This is a genomic window from Streptomyces sp. ITFR-16 (genome assembly GCF_031844705.1).
Taxonomy (GTDB): Bacteria; Actinomycetota; Actinomycetes; order Streptomycetales; family Streptomycetaceae; genus Streptomyces.
In genome coordinates this window covers 1498613-1513733 of sequence record NZ_CP134609.1, presented here as the reverse complement: position 1 = coordinate 1513733, position 15121 = coordinate 1498613, and the positions used below count along the sequence as shown (strand labels likewise).

The 15121-nt window shown below is 72.7% G+C and carries 13 protein-coding genes and 1 pseudogene; 6 read left to right on the top strand and 8 right to left on the bottom strand.

Annotated features, from left to right (window positions below; genetic code table 11):
• Window positions 1-54: 54 nt before the first annotated feature.
• The gene (locus RLT58_RS06690; protein WP_311309471.1) at window positions 55-780 is read left to right on the top strand and encodes a GntR family transcriptional regulator; all 726 of its coding nucleotides are present in this window, start codon (window positions 55-57) and stop codon (window positions 778-780) included.
• 92 nt (window positions 781-872) lie between these two features.
• Here RLT58_RS06690 and RLT58_RS06685 read toward each other — a convergent pair.
• Window positions 873-1176: pseudogene (locus RLT58_RS06685) on the bottom strand (aminopeptidase P N-terminal domain-containing protein); the annotation flags it as partial.
• A 244-nt stretch (window positions 1177-1420) separates the two neighbouring features.
• Here RLT58_RS06685 and RLT58_RS06680 point away from each other — a divergent pair.
• Entirely contained in the window at window positions 1421-3784 is a 2364-nt protein-coding gene (locus RLT58_RS06680; RefSeq protein WP_311309470.1) for a M9 family metallopeptidase, read from the top strand.
• Window positions 3785-3829: 45 nt separating this feature from the next.
• Here RLT58_RS06680 and RLT58_RS06675 read toward each other — a convergent pair whose 3' ends face one another.
• From RLT58_RS06675 to RLT58_RS06665, 3 genes are all read right to left on the bottom strand, one after another.
• Window positions 3830-4219 (bottom strand): barstar family protein, encoded by a 390-nt coding sequence (locus RLT58_RS06675; protein WP_311309469.1) that lies wholly within the window; start codon window positions 4217-4219, stop codon window positions 3830-3832.
• A gap of 82 nt (window positions 4220-4301) precedes the next feature.
• A complete protein-coding gene (locus tag RLT58_RS06670) occupies window positions 4302-4694 on the bottom strand; it encodes a guanyl-specific ribonuclease (protein ID WP_311309468.1) in 393 nt (130 codons plus the stop codon).
• 93 nt (window positions 4695-4787) lie between these two features.
• Window positions 4788-5378 (bottom strand): TetR/AcrR family transcriptional regulator, encoded by a 591-nt coding sequence (locus RLT58_RS06665; RefSeq protein WP_311309467.1) that lies wholly within the window; start codon window positions 5376-5378, stop codon window positions 4788-4790.
• A gap of 222 nt (window positions 5379-5600) precedes the next feature.
• On the opposite strand from RLT58_RS06665, the gene RLT58_RS06660 reads away from it, so the two are divergent.
• Window positions 5601-7577 carry a serine/threonine-protein kinase gene (locus RLT58_RS06660; protein ID WP_311309466.1) on the top strand — a complete coding sequence of 659 codons (1977 nt, stop codon included), beginning with the start codon at window positions 5601-5603 and terminating at the stop codon, window positions 7575-7577.
• A gap of 189 nt (window positions 7578-7766) precedes the next feature.
• On the top strand, window positions 7767-8132 hold the full coding sequence (locus RLT58_RS06655; protein ID WP_311314428.1) for an ATP-binding protein: 366 nt from the start codon (window positions 7767-7769) through the stop codon (window positions 8130-8132).
• Window positions 8133-8184: 52 nt separating this feature from the next.
• On the opposite strand, the gene RLT58_RS06650 is transcribed toward RLT58_RS06655, so the two are convergent.
• Both RLT58_RS06650 and RLT58_RS06645 read right to left on the bottom strand, forming a co-directional pair.
• Window positions 8185-9264 carry a DUF2637 domain-containing protein gene (locus RLT58_RS06650; RefSeq protein WP_311309465.1) on the bottom strand — a complete coding sequence of 360 codons (1080 nt, stop codon included), beginning with the start codon at window positions 9262-9264 and terminating at the stop codon, window positions 8185-8187.
• Window positions 9265-9469: 205 nt separating this feature from the next.
• Window positions 9470-10318 carry a (2Fe-2S)-binding protein gene (locus RLT58_RS06645; protein WP_311309464.1) on the bottom strand — a complete coding sequence of 283 codons (849 nt, stop codon included), beginning with the start codon at window positions 10316-10318 and terminating at the stop codon, window positions 9470-9472.
• A gap of 144 nt (window positions 10319-10462) precedes the next feature.
• Here RLT58_RS06645 and RLT58_RS06640 point away from each other — a divergent pair, with 144 nt between their 5' ends.
• Window positions 10463-11209 carry a GntR family transcriptional regulator gene (locus RLT58_RS06640; RefSeq protein ID WP_311309463.1) on the top strand — a complete coding sequence of 249 codons (747 nt, stop codon included), beginning with the start codon at window positions 10463-10465 and terminating at the stop codon, window positions 11207-11209.
• A gap of 43 nt (window positions 11210-11252) precedes the next feature.
• Here RLT58_RS06640 and RLT58_RS06635 read toward each other — a convergent pair whose 3' ends face one another.
• Complete coding sequence (locus tag RLT58_RS06635) at window positions 11253-12038, bottom strand: hypothetical protein (protein ID WP_311309462.1); 786 nt, start codon at window positions 12036-12038, stop codon at window positions 11253-11255.
• Window positions 12039-12229: 191 nt separating this feature from the next.
• The gene (locus tag RLT58_RS06630) at window positions 12230-13966 is read right to left on the bottom strand and encodes a PucR family transcriptional regulator ligand-binding domain-containing protein (RefSeq protein ID WP_311309461.1); all 1737 of its coding nucleotides are present in this window, start codon (window positions 13964-13966) and stop codon (window positions 12230-12232) included.
• A gap of 263 nt (window positions 13967-14229) precedes the next feature.
• On the opposite strand from RLT58_RS06630, the gene RLT58_RS06625 reads away from it, so the two are divergent.
• Window positions 14230-15120 (top strand): FAD binding domain-containing protein, encoded by an 891-nt coding sequence (locus RLT58_RS06625; RefSeq protein WP_311309460.1) that lies wholly within the window; start codon window positions 14230-14232, stop codon window positions 15118-15120.
• Window position 15121 lies beyond the last annotated feature (1 nt).

Genomic DNA, 15121 nt, shown 5'->3' with positions numbered 1-15121 from the left:
GCGCGCAACGTCACATTGTATTCTGGGGCCCCGTACGGTGCTGGAGGAACAGACATGGCCCGCCTGACGTCGCTCAATGTGATCTCGGCGCAGGAGCATCTGCGCGACCAGGTGGCGCACGCGCTGCGGGCGGCCCTGATCTCCGGTGAGCTGAGGCCCGGCACCGTCTACTCGGCGCCCGCCCTGGCCTCGGAGTTCGGGGTCTCCGCGACTCCCGTCCGTGAGGCGATGCTCGATCTGGCCCGGGAGGGACTGGTCGAGGCCGTCCGCAACAAGGGCTTCCGCATCACCGAGCTCACCGAGCAGGACCTCGACGACTTCACCGAACTCCGCGCCATGATCGAGGTCCCCACGGTCGGCCGGATCGCGCGGATGAGTCTCACCGTAGAGCTGGAGGCGCTGCGGCCCGTCGCGCTGGAGATCGTCGAGGCCGCGCGGCGGCTCGACATCCTGGGCTATCTGGAGGCGGACCGGCGCTTCCACCTCGCCCTGCTGGCGCTGGCGGGCAACCGCCGACTGGTCGAGGAGGTCGGCGAGCTGCGCAAGCGGTCCCGGCTCTTCGGCCTCAACCGGCTTGCGGAGTCGGGTCAGTTGACTGCCTCGGCCGAGGAGCACGTGCAGTTGCTGGACCTGGTGGTGGCGGGTGACGCCGAGGGGGCCGAGGCCTGCATGCTGGCCCATATGTCGCACGTCAGGTCGCTGTGGGCCGACGGCAGGCAGGGCGGCGTGCCCGATCAGCGCGGCCCGGAGGCGCAGGCGGCCCCGGCCGAGCCGGTCTGACCGGCGCCGCCCCCGTCCCCGCCCGCTCAGCGCTCCAGCGGGCCCGCCATCCAGTCCTCGACGCCGTCCGGGGTGCGGGGTGCGGGGTGCGGGGAGCGCGGACGCGGATACAGGACCGCTTCGTGGCGTGCGTCCCCGTCCGGCCCCAGGACCGGCACATGGCCGGCCTGGTCCTCACCGGTGAGGCCGGTCAGCCAGGCGTACCCGGTGTGCGGGCGGAAGCGGTGGTCGGTGTCGTCGGACCGGACGGCCGGAACGCCCGCCGGGATGACGAGCCGTTCGACTGCCCTCCGGCAGCGGGGAGTGCGCCCATGCGGCGCGGATGAAGGCTTCCAGGGCCGGGGACACCGGCAGGTCATGGCTGCTGGTGCACAGGGGGACAGAGGGCTCGGTCACGGGGCGGAACTCCTCGGGCTGAAGCGGCAACGCCCGTAAGCAGGTTGCCGGGAACGGGAGTTGGCGCGCGGACGAATGTGCGCACAGCGCCTTCCGAAGAACATGTGACATGTGCCATTGTACAGACGGTCGCGAGTGAGGTCGTGCTCATGTCATAAATGACTCCGCGTCATCCCCCGTCCCCGCCCGCGCCATCCCCCACGCCGCGCCGGTCGCGCGGCCCCACACCGCTGGGAGGCGGCACGTGAAGAACCGAACGGTTCGACAGAGATTCACCGGGATATCCACCGCGGTCCTGGCGGCCTGTCTGGGTGTCGGCATGCTCGCCGCACCGAGCCGGGCCGCCGAGCCCCGGCCCGCCACCCCCGCGAGCGCGGACGCCGCAGCGCACGCGTCCGCCGGCCCGGCCGCACCCGAGGAGCCGGGCGGCCCCGCCGCGCAGTCCCCCACCGCCCCCGTCCAGGACGCCGGACACGTGGCCGACGCCTCGCTGACGCCTGCCGAACGGGCCCCGCAGTCCGCCTCCAAGGACGCGCTGAAGCGCGACTACGACGACCCGCGCGCCGCCGCCCCGAGCCACCCGGCCCCCTCGATGAGGAAGGTCCGCGCCGGTGCGCGGACGGACGCGTGCTCCGTGGCCGACTTCACCAGCCGCACCGGCGGCGCCCTCGTCCAGCAGATCACGTCGTCGACGACCGACTGCGTCAACACCCTGTTCGGCGTCAAGGGCAACGACGGCTACCTCGCCTTCCGCGAGGCCCAGATGGTCACCGTCGCCAACGCCCTGCGCGACGGCTCCGCCGCCTACCCGGGCGACAGCAGCACCGGCATGCCGCAGCTCGTGCTCTTCCTGCGGGCCGGCTACTACGTTCAGTACTACGACCCCGGCACGGTCGGCGCGTACGGAGCGCCGCTGCGCACCGCCGTCCAGGGCGCGCTGGACGCCTTCTTCGCCTCCGCGCACTCCCGCGACGTCACCGACGCCAACGGCGAGACCCTGGCCGAGGCCGTCGTCCTCATCGACAGCGCCGAGCAGAACGCCCGCTATCTGTACGTCGTGAAGCGGCTGCTGGCCGGCTACGACTCCTCGTACAACAGCTCCTGGTACATGCTCAACGCCGTCAACAACGTCTACACCGTGACCTTCCGGGGCCACCAGGTGCCCGAGTTCGTCCAGGCCGTCGAGGCCGATCCCAGCCTCCTCGACGCGCTCGCCGGCTTCGCCCGCGACCACCTCGACCTGCTGGGGACGGACCGGTCGTACCTGGCCTCCAACGCGGGCCGCGAGCTCGGGCGCTTCCTCCAGGAGGAGTCGCTGCGGCCCAAGGCCCGCCCACTGGTCATCGATCTGCTCGGCCGCAGCTCCCTGACCGGCCCGACCGCCCCGCTCTGGGTCGGGCTCGCCGAGATGACCGACTCCTACGACCGGGCCGGCTGCTCCTCGTACGGCACCTGCGACCTCGCCGAGCGGATCAAGAGCGCCGTGCTCCCCGTCGCGTACACCTGCAGCGACAGCATCCGCATCCTCGCCCAGCAGATGACCTCCGCCGACCTCACCAAGGCCTGCACCAGCCTCAAGGGCCAGGACGCCTACTTCCACGAGGTGGCCCGCGACAGCGGACCGGTCGCCGACGACCACAACACCACCATCGAGGTCGTCGTCTTCGACTCCAGCACCGACTACCAGACCTACGCCGGCGCCATCTACGGAATCGACACGGACAACGGCGGGATGTACCTGGAGGGCGACCCGTCGGCGGCCGGCAACCAGCCGAGGTTCATCGCCTACGAGGCCGAATGGCTCCGGCCCGACTTCCAGATCTGGAACCTCAACCACGAGTACACGCACTACCTCGACGGCCGGTTCGACATGGCCGGCGACTTCGAGGCCGGGGTCACCACCCCGACCATCTGGTGGGTCGAGGGCTTCGCGGAGTTCGTCTCCTACTCCTACCGCGACGTCACCTACGACGACGCCGTCACCCAGGCCGCCGCGCACACCTACACCCTGCGCACCCTGTTCGACACCACCTACGAGAACGCCGACCAGACCCGCGTATACAACTGGGGCTACCTGGCCGTCCGTTACATGCTCCAGTCGCACCGCGCCGACGTGGACACGCTCCTGGGCCGCTACCGCGCAGGCGACTGGAACGGCGCCCGCACGCTGCTCACCTCCACCATCGGCAGCCGCTACGACGCCGACTGGAACACCTGGCTGACGGCCTGCGCGGCCGGCGACTGCGGGACCACCACCGGCCCGCCGGACGACTCGTCCCCCGAGTGCACCGCGGCCGACGCCCGTGAGCTCGGCCAGGACTGCACCCGCGCCGGACAGCACGCCGCCCGGGGCGACCACTCCTACCTCTACCTCTATGTGCCCGCCGGCACCGCCCAGTTGACGATCACCACCAGCGGCGGCACCGGTGACGCCGACCTGTACTACGACGCGCGGGGCTGGGCCACCACCGGTTCGTACACAACCCGGGCGACCGGCCCCGGGAACAGCCACACGCTGACCGTCGACCGGCCGGCCGCGGGCGCCCACTACATCAGCCTCTACGCCGTGCAGGGCTTCGACGGGGTGAAGGTCTCCACGCGGTACTGACCGCCAAGGGGCGGCACGGGTGCGGGACCGCCGCGCCCGTGCCGCTCAGCTCAGCAGCAGCCGGCCGGGTCCCAGCCGCTCCTGGATGATGTCCACCAGTTCGTCGAAGAGCGTCGGACCCCGTCCCTGCTCCGCCCGCGCGATCCGCTCGCGGAGCGGGGGCAGGTTGTCCGGATGGGCCCGGGCGGTGAGCCGGCGCAGATGGCGGGCGGTCTCCTCGTGGCCCAGGGCGCGCGCCGAGCGGGCGTGGTCGCGCCACTCGATCACGAAGTCGTTGTCGTCCGGCGTGCCCATCCCGCCGCTCAGACAGTCCGCGAAGGCGTCGAGATTGCGGCCGAAGCTGCCGCCCGGCCCGTTCACCGCCTCGCCGATCAGGTCCCAGAACCGCTCCAGGCCGGTGACCTCGGAGCCGTTGATCACATAGGTCACGGTCATGGGGGCAGCGTACAAGCCGCTCCCGTCCGTGGATCCGCGCCGCAGGTGGGGGACTACGGCGCGGACCGGACCGGAGGAGTGATCAGCAGCCGTAGTCGACGAGGTCGAACGTCTCGTAGTGGTCGGCGGTGTAGTAGTCCTCCTGGCTGCGCTCGCCCGTGACGATCCGCCGCGCGCCGCGCGTCGGGGAGCCTGGGGTGATCACGGTGTACTCGTGGTAGTAGCCGGTGCTCTGGCCGGGCAGCACGCCTTCGCGGTTCTGGAAGACGACGCCGTCCTGGTCGTACGGGAAGGGGCCGCCCGCCTCGATGAGATCGAGGGTGTCGTGCGCCTGGGAGGGAAGGGCCGAGTAGCAGATGCTGCCGACCGAGGTGGTGGCGGCGGTCGCGGTCGCCGCGACGGGGCCGCCGACGAAGAGGACGGACAGGAGGGCGGCGACGCCGCCGAGCGTGGTGATCCGTGGGGGGATTCGCATGTCCACCATGATGACGCGCGTAGATGTGGTCCCGTCAACGCCAACCCGGGTGAATTTTTCGGGAGTTAACCGGGGAGACGGTAAACACGCCGTTCACGGACTGACGGAGCGCCAGATCCGTTCCGGCACCGTACGCGCCGCCTCCTCGATGTCGATGTCGCCGACGGACAGCCAGCGGCGCGCGACCGCCGTCACCGGACCCAGGATCAGTGACTCCAGGACGGGCAGCGGCAGGGGGGCGAGCCGGCCCGACTCCTGATGGGCGTGCAGCCAGGCGGCCAGCGGTGCCAGCCGGGCCTCCTGCGCGCCCCGGATCCGGTGGGCGTGCACGGTGGTCTCGCGGTTCATGGTCACGGAGTGCATGAGCCGGGCCCCGTCCGGATGGTCCCGCACGAAGTGGAGATGGGCCCGGGCCACGGCGAGCACGCCGGTGCGGGCGTCGTCCGCCCGCCGCAGCTCCCCGGCCAGTTCGTCCAGGAGGCGGCCCAGCCAGGACTGCGCGAGCGCGACCAGCACGCCGTGCAGGCTGCCGAAGTGGTGGTAGATGCTCCCGGTACTGACCCCGCTGGCCGAGGTGAGCGCTCCCAGGGTGAGCCCCGCCTCGCCGTGGGCGGCGTAGATGTCCAGCGCGCAGTCGAGGACCTGTGCGGCGGTGGCCTCGCCGCGCTGCTGCTTCGGACTCATCGGTGCCGTCCTCGCTCCCGGATGCGGCGGCCCCTCGTGGCGCCGCCGGGAACAGCGTAAAAGATGTTTCCGGAATTGTTTCCAAAACTAGTTCCAATACGTGCGCGTCGTGCTCCAGACTGAACATCCGTTGCGCCAAGTCGCGCTAGACCAAGCAGATTTCGAACGGCGGATGCGGCCCCGGGCGGCCGCGGTGCGGAACACACGGGGGAGCGCTCGATCATGACCAGCGTGCACGACGGGGACCACGAGGGCAGTGAGGACAACCTTGACGGCGGCATCACACCCCTGACCGCGAACGACCCGGCCCGGGTGGGCCCTTATCTGCTGCTCGGCCGGCTCGGCGCGGGCGGCATGGGCCGCGTCTACCTCGCCCGCTCCGAGGGCGGGCGCACGGTCGCGGTCAAGGTGGTGCACACGGAGCATGTCGCCGATCCCCAGTTCCGTGCCCGCTTCCGCCGCGAGGTCGAGGCGGCGCGGCGGGTCGACGAGCGCTACACCGCGCCCGTGCTGGACGCGGCGCCCGACGAGGAGTACCCGTGGGTGGCCACCGGCTATGTCCCGGGCCTCTCCCTGGAGCAGATCGTGCGCGGCCACGGCGCGCTCACCGCCGACGCGGTGCTCGCCCTCGCGGACGGGCTGCTGCGCGCGCTCAAGGACATCCACGCGGCCGGCATCGTCCACCGCGACCTCAAGCCGTCGAACGTGATGGTCACGGTCGAGGGCCCCAAGGTCATCGACTTCGGCATCGCCCGGGGCGTCGAGACCTCCGTCGAGTCCCTGCTCACCAGCACGGGGATGGTGATCGGCTCACCCGGCTTCATGGCCCCGGAGCAGATCCGGGGCGAGAGCGCGGGCCCCAAGAGCGATGTGTTCACCCTCGGCTGTGTGCTGACGTACGCGGCGACCGGCACGCTCCCCTTCGGCAACGGGGTGAGCAACCAGCACGCGGTGATGTACCACATCGTCGAGGCCGAGCCCGATCTCTCGGCGGTCCGTGACGAGCGCCTGCACGCCCTGATCGGCCGGCTGCTGACCAAGTCTGCCGCCGAACGCCCGGGTGTGGACGAGCTGTTGGCCGAGTCCGGCCGGAAGGGGCCCGAGGCGGCGGCGTCCTGGCTGCCGGCGGGGGTGGTGGCCCACCTCGCACGGCAGTCGGCGCGGCTCCTGGACGCGGAGGCCGCGCCCGTACGGCAGGAGGGCCCCGACCGGGCCACGCTCGGGCTCCGGCCTGCGGCGGATGCTTCCTCGGCCCTGCCCGCCGGCGCGGTGACCTCGGCGAAGCCGACGCCGGAACCGGAACCGGAGCCGAGGCCGGAACCGGAGCCGAAGCCGAAGGCCGAGCGGGAGGCGCGCCGCCGGCGCTTGGTCGTCTCCGTCCCGTTGGTCCTGGTCCTGGCCGGGGGCGGCGGCACCCTGGCGGTGCTCCAGCCGTTCAGCGGTGACAGCGGCAGCCACGCGGCCCCGCCGTCGAGCAGCGGACCTGGCACGCCCGGCCCGGCGTCACCGGACGGCACCCCCGCCCAGGGCGACAAGACCCCCCAGGCGTCCGAGAGCGAGGCCAAGGGAAAGGGCAAGGGCAAGGACAAGACCAAGGACAAGGGCGGCGAGAGGGGCGAGGACGGGAAGGACGGCAGGGACGGGCAGAAGGGCGAGGACGGCAGGAAATCTCCGGCCGGGGGCGGCGGTTCGGGCTCCGCGAGCGGCGGGGGCGGCGGCTCCACGTCCACCGGCGGGGGCTCCGGCTCCGGCGGTTCGTCCAGCGGCGGCGGCAGCAGCACGTCGGGCGGCTCCACGGGCGGTTCGGGCAACGGGGGTTCGAGCAGTACATCGGGCGGCTCCACCGGTGGCTCCACCGGCGGTTCGTCCGACGGCGGCACGGTCCCCGCGTCGTTCGTGGGCACCTGGAAGTACGGCAAGTCGTACAACGTGGGCCGGCCCGGCACCATCGTCATATCCAAGTCCGGCGTGGTCAGGCTCTCCGAATCGCCGATCGCGCCCTGTTCGTACGAGGCCAAGGTCATCTCCACGGCCTACAGCGGCAGCCGCATCAACATCAGCGTCGCCAAGCAGGTCGGAGCCTCCAACCCCATGTGCTACAGCACCCTCGACGAGTCCTTCTTCACCCGCAACGGCAGCGGCCTCCAGCACAACGTCGGGCCCTCCGCCGGCGACGGCTACTACTACAAGCGGGCTTGAGCGGCGCACCACGGGCGCCCGGAGGCTCACCCGAATCACCCTCCTGGTGAGGGTCCGAAAGCGTGACTGCCCGTAGGCGGGGCATGCATTGCGTGAGGACCTTCGAGGACCTTCGAGGACAGGGGGCGATTCACTGTGGCGGCGGGGGAGACGATGGAGCGTCAGGAAGTGGCCCGGATGCATCGCAGAGTGGGCCGTGCCGATCTGGCGGCCGTCGGCGAAGTGCGCGGGGCAGTGCGGGAGTTACTGCGGTACCGCTGGAAGGAGGAGCCCGCCCGGGTGGCGGAGCTGCTGCTCAGCGAGCTGGTGACCAACGCCCTGGTGCACACGGACGAGGGCGCGGTCGTCGCGGTGAGCGTGGCCCCGCGCCGGCTGCGGGTGGAGGTGCGGGACTTCGTCCAGGGCATGCCCCCCGTGTCGCACGTACCGGACGCCGACGACGGTACGCACGGCCGGGGGCTGGTCCTGGTGGAGAGCCTCGCCGACTCCTGGGGGGTCAGCGCGCACGCGCTGGGCAAGATGGTCTGGTTCGAGCTGGACGGCGAACGGCCCTGACGGTCCGGTCGGACCGCCAGGGCCGTGCTGTGCGCGACCACCGGCCGGCACATCAGCCGAACTGCTGCTCGAGGTCCTTCAGCTTCTGCTCCAGCGAGTCGAGCCGGGGCAGGGCCTGGGTGTCGTCCTCGGCCGTGAGGTCGGCCGCCCTCGTGTCGGTCGTGCCCAGTTCAGGGACGCTCGTGGAGGCCGGGCCGTTCACGGCTTGCAGGGATGGCCGGGGTCTGAGGGGCAGTTGACCCGGCTCGGATATGGCGGGCTCCGCGACGGACTGCGCGGAGCCCGTCGCGGGGGCCAGGGCCTGGACGTCCATCTGGGCGGCCCCCCGGCCGACCCGGGTCCAGGCCCGGTTCTGCCGGTTCAGGGCCTTGATGTGCGCCCGGTCCAGCTTCTCCTGGTCCTTTCTGCGGAGACGGTTCTGCTCCTTCTCCCTGCGGTCCTCGCGTACCTCGTCGACCGCCTCGTCCAGCGTGCGTACGCCTTCGAGGAGCATCAGCGACCAGGCGCCGAAGGTCTCCCGGGGCGCCCGCAGCCAGCGGACGATCCGGATCTGCGGCAGCGGGCGGGGCACGAGGCCCTGCTCGCGCAGCGCGGCCCTGCGGGTCTGCTTCAGGGCCCGGTCGAAGAGCACGGCGGCCGAGAGGGACATCCCCGCGAAGAAGTGCGGGGCGCCCGCGTGGTCGATGCCGCGCGGAGCGTGCACCCAGTTGAACCAGGCGGCGGCACCGGCGAACGTCCACACCAGCAGGCGTGAGCCGAGCGCCGCGTCGCCGTGGCTGGCCTCCCGCACCGCCAGGACGGAGCAGAACATCGCCGCCCCGTCGAGGCCGAACGGCACCAGGTACTCCCAGCCGTTGGCGAGGCCCAGATTCTGCTGGCCGAAGCCGACCAGCCCGTGGAAGGAGAGTGCGGCGGCGACCGCGGCACAGCAGAACAGCAGCACGTACGAAGCGGTGGCGTAGAGCGCCTCCTTGCGCCTGCGCCGCTCCTCGCTGCGTTCCCAGGTGTCGTCGGCCGCGGATGTGTCAGAGGCGCGCTTGCCGCGCGCGACCACCGCCACCGCCGCCATGACCCCCACGAGCAGCACGGCGCCCGGAAGCAGCCAGTCAAGCGATATGTCGGTCAGTCTCATGCGCGGTCCCTTGCGTCGCGTAGGGCGTTTCGGGCGCCATCGTGGCGGAGATTCCCTCACGTCCAGGCGGTTTCGGGGCAAGAGAACGCCAATGGGGTGGCTGAGCGCGCCGATATCGACGTTCTGGTCGAACTCCCATCAGCCTGACCGGAGTTGCGTTCGATTCCCGCCACCCGTGCGGGCGGTGTGGAGTGGGCGGCGCGGATCAGGGGGCGGGCGTCAGTTTGCGGACCCGGTCCGCGTCGCAGGTGCGCGGACACGTGACGCAGGTGTCCTCGGGCCGCAGCGTGTAGAACAGGCAGCAGCTCGCGCGGTCCCGGGTCGGCAGCGACTCGCCGTCCGGCCCGGTCAGCTCCCGGAAGCCCGCGTTGCCGACGTACGGCTTGGTGGTGCCCGGCAGGAGTTCCTCCAGCTCGGTCATCGCGCGCCGCTCCTCGCCCAGCAGATGCGCGATGTACCAGAGGCCCTCGACGACCTCGTCCGTCGCCATGCCCCACAGCGCCCGCTTGCCGCGCCGCATGCGCGGTCCGAAGCCGTCGAGCACCGGGCCCAGGTGCCCGGCCACGGAGTCCAGCACCTCGGCGCGCAGCGCCGCCTCGTCCGCCACCACCCGCGCGCCCGGCAGCCCGGCCGCCGGATCCCCCGGAAGGCAGGCGAACTCCCGTACCCGGACGGTCAGATGGCCCAGCGCGCGCTGGAACGCCACGTCCTCGACGGGGATCCTCGGCACCCGGCGGTGCAGGAACCAGGGCACCGTCACCAGCAGGCAGGCCGGCCACGCGTAGCGGTGCAGGCCGAAGCTGGCGATCACATCGGGCCGGGCCTCCTGCCCGTAGTCCCGCAGGACCTGGTCGCGGTCGTAGGCGAGGAAGGTGTCCAGGGCGGCGCCGCCGGCCGCCAGCTCGTGCGCGCCCACCCAGCCGACGCCGCGAGGGGCGCGCTCACCCGCGCCGAGGACCTCGGCACGCAGCCCGGGAAAGACCTCGGTCAGGCGCGCGTACGCGTCGGCCACGGGGGAGGCCGTCACACCGGGAAGCGGGGCGGTGAGGGTCATGCAGGGACCACCGAATCACGATCGATAGCAGGTTAGCCTTACCTTACCCGACCGGATCGATGTTTGAACTGCAGGCTTCTGCGCCTATCGTGCACGCAGGGCGCGCGTCGCGCGAGCCGCGCCCCGCCGGTCGAGGAGGTATCCGTGGAGCAGGGCAGAGCGCGTGCGGAGGCACGGGCGCCGTACGCGTCCGCCGGTCCGTCCGTGCGGGTGCCCGAGCAGGCCCGCGGCGAACACACCCACAGCGAGCCCCTGGCCCCCCGCGCCCCGGTGCAGCGGCACTCCGTGCGCGGCCAGATCCTGGACGCCCTGCGCGCCGCCCTGGTCGACGGCGAGCTGGTCCCGGGCGAGGTCTACTCCGCCCCCGCGCTCGGCGCCCGCTTCGGGGTCTCCGCCACCCCGGTGCGCGAGGCGATGCAGCAGCTGGCGGTCGAGGGAGCCGTCGAGGTCGTGCCGAACCGGGGCTTCCGGGTCGCCGAGCGCGGCCCCGGCGAGCTGGCGGAGCTGGCCGAGGTACGCGCCCTGATCGAGGTCCCCGTCATGCTGCGGCTCGCCCGCACCGTCCCGCCGGCCCACTGGTGCGCCCTGCGCCCGCTGGCCGACGCCACCGTGGCGGCGGCCGCCGTCGGCGACCGGGCCAGCTACGCGGAGGCCGACCGCGCCTTCCACCGGGCGGTGCTGGCCCTCGCGGGCAACAGCCAGCTGGTCATGGTGGCCGACGATCTGCACCGCCGCTCCCAGTGGCCGCTGGTGAGCAACCCCGTCACCCGGCGCGCCGACCTGCTGGCGGACGCCTCCGAGCACACCGCGCTGCTGGACGCGCTGATCGCCCAGGACGTGGCGGTCGTGCAGTCGCTCGTACGGGAACACTTCACCGGCGCCGCGGGCTGACGCCGGGCCGGGGTCGCCTCGGACCCGGCCCGGCGGTCCGCCCTCAGTTCGCCTCGGCCGTCTCCGGCGCCGGCGGGTCCAGATGCGGACCCAGCCAGGTCGGCACCCCGCCGAGCAGCCGGAAGAGCCGGCCCGCCTCGGCGCGCAGCCGGGTCGCGACATCGGGCTCCGGCTCGGCGTCCGCCAGCGCGATGAGGGCCGGGGCCGTACCGACCAGATAGCCCAGCTCCTCCCTTATCCGCAAGGACTCCGCGAAGCCGTGCCGGGCCTCGGCCAGCTCGCCCTCGCGCAGCGCGATCAGGGCCAGATGGCGCCAGGTGGAGGAGAGCAGCAGCGCGTCGCCCTGGGTGGTGGCCCCGGCGTGCGCCCTGCGGTACGCGGCGCGGGCGGCCTGTGGCGAGTCGGCGATGTTCTGCGCGATCAGACCCCGCCGGAAGTCGAGCAGGGGCCGGCCCGGTGCGGCGGGGGAGAGCAGGGCCGCGGCGCGGCTCAGCGCCACCCTGGCCTCGTCGGCCCGGTCGCGTACCCCGAGCAGGGTGGAGGCGTACGCCAGATAGCCCCGCTCGCACGCCGCCGCCCCGCGTTCGGCGTCGTCGTGGGCCATCGCCTCCGCGATGCGCAGCGCGTCCTCGGCGTCGGTCCAGCCCTGTCCGGTGTAGAGACAGCGCTCGGTCAGCAGGGCCGTGCGCTGGAGTGCCGCCGCCGGATCGGTGGCGGCGTCGTGTTCGAGCAGCGCCGCGGCGTCCGTCCAGCAGGCGCGTGACCGCAGCCGCCATACCGCTGTCTGGAGCGGCGGATCGTCATCTGCTGTCGTTCCGGAACCAGACATGGCGGTATGCGCCACATTGCCCTCCCCGAGCGCGCCATCGAGCTGTGGAGAGTGTCCGGCCCGGCCGGACGCTCTGAGTCTGGCCGCATCACAGCACGGAATGGCACGCCGGGCCAAGAGGTCGAGGCAATGTCAGGTGAAACTTTTCACAATCGGCCGGAGCGCGCGCCGGCCGCGCGGAGCCCCGGAGATCAGCTCATACGCAGGGCGAGGAAGAAATCGAGCTTGTCCTCCAGGCGCGAAAGGTCACGCCCCGTCAACTGCTCGATTCGCCCGACCCGGTAGCGCAGCGTGTTGACGTGCAGATGCAGCCGGGAGGCACAGCGGGTCCAGGAACCGTCGCAGTCCAGGAACGCCTCCAGGGTCGGGATGAGCTCCGCGCGGTGGCGCCGGTCGTAGTCGCGCAGCGGGTCGAGCAGCCGTGCGGTGAACGCGCGGCGCACGTCGTCCGGGACGAAGGGGAGCAGCAGCACGTGCGAGGCCAGCTCGTGGTGGCCGGCCGCGCAGACCCGGCCCGGCCGGGCCGCCGCCACCCGGCGGGCGTGCCGGGCCTCCTCCAGCGCGCCGCGCAGGCCCTCGGGCGAATGCACGGAGGCGCTGACACCCAGTGTCAGCCGGCCGTCGTCGGCCAGGCCCGCGGAGAGCGGGGCGCGGACGGCGGCGAGCAGCGCGTCGGCGTGCAGCGCGGGGTCCTCCCCGGGGACGGCCTGCTCCGCGGGGGCCTCGCCGTCCGCCCGGTCCGGGTCGGCCGGTGCCGGGGCGGCGGGCAGCGGCACCAGGGCGATGGCCTCGTCACCCGTATGGGCGACGGCGATCCGGTCCGCCGAGTCGGGTCTCGTCACCGCCGGGTCCACGAGGATCTCCTCCAGCAGCGCCTGGGCGACCGGGCCGCCCGCGATGCCGGAGCCGGCGCCGCCGGGCGCGTCCTGCTCGGCCCACTCGACCCGGGCCACCACCACCTGCCAGTGCGGCGCGGTGCCGAGCCCCGGCAGCAGGACCGGGGCGGCGACCCGCAGCCGGGCCGCGATCTCGGCCGGCGCGGCGCCCGCCTGGACCAGCTCCAGGACCTCCTGGGCGAGCCTGCGGCGCACCGTACGGGCGGCGTCGCGCCGCTCCCGTTCGACCGCGATCAGCTGGGTGACGCCCTGGAGCAGGTCCAGCCGGGCGGCCGGCCAGTCGCCCGCGTCGGCCTCCACGGCCAGCAGCCAGTCGGAGAGCACGGACTCCCGGACGTCCCGGGACGCCGGCAGCGCACCCCGGCTGTTGTTCCGGATCGGGAAGAGCGAATACGCCGTCCCGCCGACCGCGACCCGGTGCGGGGCGCGGCGGCCCGAGCGGACGGCGGCCAGATGGTGCCCGGCCAGCTCGGCGCCCACCGGCCCCGGCAGCGGGGCACCGGCGCCCGCGATCTGCCGACCGGTCGGCGAGAGCACCCAGGCATGAAGGTCCAGGTCGGAGCCGAGCAGATCGAGGACGACGTCCGGGCCGCCGCCGGCCGGGCCCGAGGTCATCAGCCGCCGGTGCCGGTCGACCACCGCCGCCAGATCGCCCGCCCGCTCGCCGGACACCTGGCGGACCACGTACTCGGTGATCGTCGCGAACGCGACGGTTTCATGGACGGCGAAGAGCGGCAGCCGGTGCTGCGCGCACGCCTCGACCAGATCGTCCGGGATGTCACCGAGCTCGGCCTCGCCCGCCGCCAGGCCGGCCACCCCCGCAGCCGCCAGGATCCGTACGAACGGCTCCGCGTCCCCGGCGTCCCGGCGCCAGGCCAGACCGGTCAGGACCAGCTCACCGCCCGTGAGGTAGCGGCTGGGGTCCCGCAGGTCGGTCGTCATCACGCCGCGGACCGTGCGGTCCAGCTCCTCGTCGCCGCCGAGCAGCCGCAGGCCCAGCGCGTCGGTCTCCAGCAGTGCGCGCAGCCGCATCTCGTCGCCGCCGATCTCTTTCGTTGGTGCGGGGGAAAACTGGGTATTGCGGCGAGGTAACCGATCACCGCCATTCGTTCGAATCTACAAGACGGGGACGGGGACCAGCCAACTCCTTCATGGTTTCGGTGACTGCACCAGGTGGAGCAGGGCTTGTGTACTGGGCCACACACCGCGTGAACAAGACATGAACAAGTTTCGAGGGCCGGCCGGCCGTCCCCTGGCCCCAGCGAACGACCCGATTGAGAAGAAGAGAGCCACTCATGGACTTCCTTCGCCCCGCCAGCTGGGAGGAGGCGCTCGCCGCCAAGGCCGAGCACCCGACGGCTGTGCCCATCGCGGGTGGCACCGATGTGATGGTCGAGATCAACTTCGACCACCGGCGGCCCGAGTACCTCCTGGACCTGAACCGCATCGGTGAGCTGTCCGAGTGGGAGGTGGGCCAGGAGAGCGTACGGCTCGGCGCCTCCGTCCCGTACAGCAGCATCATGGAGCACCTGCGCGCAGAGCTGCCCGGACTGGCGCTCGCCTCGCACACCGTCGCCTCGCCGCAGATCCGCAACCGGGGCGGCGTCGGCGGCAACCTGGGCACCGCCTCGCCCGCCGGGGACGCCCACCCGGCACTGCTCGCCGCGGGCGCCGAGGTGGAGGCCGAGTCCGTGCGCGGCACCCGGCTGATCCCCATCGACGCCTTCTACACCGGCGTCAAGCGCAACGCCCTGGAGCCGGACGAGCTGATCCGGGCCGTGCACATCAAGAAGGCCGACGGGCCCCAGCAGTACTCCAAGGTCGGCACCCGCAACGCGATGGTCATCGCGGTCTGCGCCTTCGGCCTGGCCCTGCACCCCGAGACCCGCACGGTCCGCACCGGAATCGGATCCGCCGCCCCCACACCCGTACGGGCGAAGGAGGCCGAGGACTTCCTGAACGCCGCGCTCGAGGAGGGCGGGTTCTGGGACAGCCGCGCGATCATCACGCCGTCCGTCGCCAAGCAGTTCGCCACGCTCGCCGCGGGCGCCTGCAACCCGATCGACGACGTGCGCGGCACCGCGAGCTACCGCCGGCACGCGGTCGGGATCATGGCCCGCCGGACCCTCGGCTGGACCTGGGAGTCGTACCGCGGCAACGGCCGCAGCACCGAAGGAGCTGCCTGAT

What these genes read in the sequence shown, in the direction of transcription:
- RLT58_RS06690 (WP_311309471.1), top strand. Translation starts at nt 55, where the DNA reads ATGGCCCGCCTGACGTCGCTCAATGTGATCTCGGCGCAGGAGCATCTG.
- RLT58_RS06675 (WP_311309469.1), bottom strand. Translation starts at nt 4,219, where the DNA reads ATGACCGTGACCTATGTGATCAACGGCTCCGAGGTCACCGGCCTGGAG.
- RLT58_RS06670 (WP_311309468.1), bottom strand. Translation starts at nt 4,694, where the DNA reads ATGCGAATCCCCCCACGGATCACCACGCTCGGCGGCGTCGCCGCCCTC.
- RLT58_RS06665 (WP_311309467.1), bottom strand. Translation starts at nt 5,378, where the DNA reads ATGAGTCCGAAGCAGCAGCGCGGCGAGGCCACCGCCGCACAGGTCCTC.
- RLT58_RS06660 (WP_311309466.1), top strand. Translation starts at nt 5,601, where the DNA reads ATGACCAGCGTGCACGACGGGGACCACGAGGGCAGTGAGGACAACCTT.
- RLT58_RS06650 (WP_311309465.1), bottom strand. Translation starts at nt 9,264, where the DNA reads ATGAGACTGACCGACATATCGCTTGACTGGCTGCTTCCGGGCGCCGTG.
- RLT58_RS06645 (WP_311309464.1), bottom strand. Translation starts at nt 10,318, where the DNA reads ATGACCCTCACCGCCCCGCTTCCCGGTGTGACGGCCTCCCCCGTGGCC.
- RLT58_RS06635 (WP_311309462.1), bottom strand. Translation starts at nt 12,038, where the DNA reads ATGTCTGGTTCCGGAACGACAGCAGATGACGATCCGCCGCTCCAGACA.
- RLT58_RS06630 (WP_311309461.1), bottom strand. Translation starts at nt 13,966, where the DNA reads ATGCGGCTGCGCGCACTGCTGGAGACCGACGCGCTGGGCCTGCGGCTG.
- RLT58_RS06625 (WP_311309460.1), top strand. Translation starts at nt 14,230, where the DNA reads ATGGACTTCCTTCGCCCCGCCAGCTGGGAGGAGGCGCTCGCCGCCAAG.